This window comes from Neobacillus terrae (assembly GCF_011393025.1).
Taxonomy (GTDB): Bacteria; Bacillota; Bacilli; order Bacillales; family Cytobacillaceae; genus Neobacillus_A; species Neobacillus_A terrae.
Genome location: NZ_JAAOEO010000078.1, coordinates 1 through 1,198, shown reverse-complemented (window position 1 = coordinate 1,198; position 1,198 = coordinate 1). Strand labels below are relative to the sequence as shown.

Sequence of the window (1,198 nt, the reverse complement as noted above, 5' to 3'; positions counted from 1 at the left end):
TATTTTTTTCACCTTAACATTATGAGAGTGGATGGCTTTGAATTCTGGATTGTTCATCACAAGGCTCATAGTCGCTACACTTTATACACTTTTTGATTTTATCTTTATTTTTGGATTAAACTTAAAACAAGCGTTTTTATTAAAGGTTGGCACTATATTGGCACTTTTGAAGCGTTAAAAAGATGTATATTGATAGTGTGAGCGAATACGGTTTTGCAGAATAATGCATTAACAAAGCCTTACATTGCACGAAAAACCTCTTTAATATGGTAGTATGAGTAATTTGGCAGGAAAGTGACAGAAAATAGACAAGTATTGTTCGGAAAAACCACTTATTATTGGAGTATGGAAGATTTGGAAAGATGGCTAAATTGATTACTTCCGACAAATTTAGCAGAATTTGAAGAGTCATTGATTTGGCCTATAAAATCAAAAAATTCACTTCTGACACTATAAACCCTGACCTTGAGTACTGTTAATATTATCTTCATCAATCATATTACCATCTTTTGTATCATTATCGTTTATAACAGTTTTATTTGCATAAATTCCGAAGATTCCAGCCTGGAGACCCACACCATTATTTGTCTTTCTGTTAGATGTCCAGCCAGATTGCTGATTTTCTCCAAATGAAACGGTAGAATTTGTATTCTGAGAATTTATGGTGATTGGTCCAATGCTAAAGTAAAACGCCAAAAAAGTCCCCCCTTTTAAAAAAGCATTTATAAGAATGAATTTCATCGTATTTGCATTTATTGTTTCAATATATTTTTATTCCACAAGGGAATAATCGCTTGGACAATCATCCTATATAACAAAATTAAAATCTCCCTTTATAAAAGATACGTACATTCGGAGTGTCATTTTCTCTCCTCCAAAAATTTAAATTCCGGGGGCATAATTATAAATTGGTTAAGTAATTCTTCTTCATACAGATAGGTAAGGGTTTGAAGCTTTACCATTTTCTTTTAGGTGTATTGCATCCTCACCTTATGCATTCAACTATTACATTTCACACAATTATCCTGCTTCGTTCGTTCAACAAGAAAAAAGACCGCCATAGCGATCATTAGGTTACTTTCCAGCCGATACACCACATCTATAAACTCTAGCCCCCTGTGATCTTAAGAATAAGGGGATGCATATTTTTAATGAAATAAGGAATTAGAATAATAACAAAACTTTTGTTAAATTTTTT

1 protein-coding gene is annotated in these 1,198 nt (G+C 32.4%); it reads right to left on the bottom strand.

Features of this window, described 5'->3' with window-relative positions:
* Positions 1-450: 450 nt before the first annotated feature.
* Entirely contained in the window at positions 451-696 is a 246-nt protein-coding gene (locus G8761_RS26685; RefSeq protein ID WP_166030956.1) for a hypothetical protein, read from the bottom strand.
* Between the last annotated feature and the right edge of the window lie 502 nt (positions 697-1,198).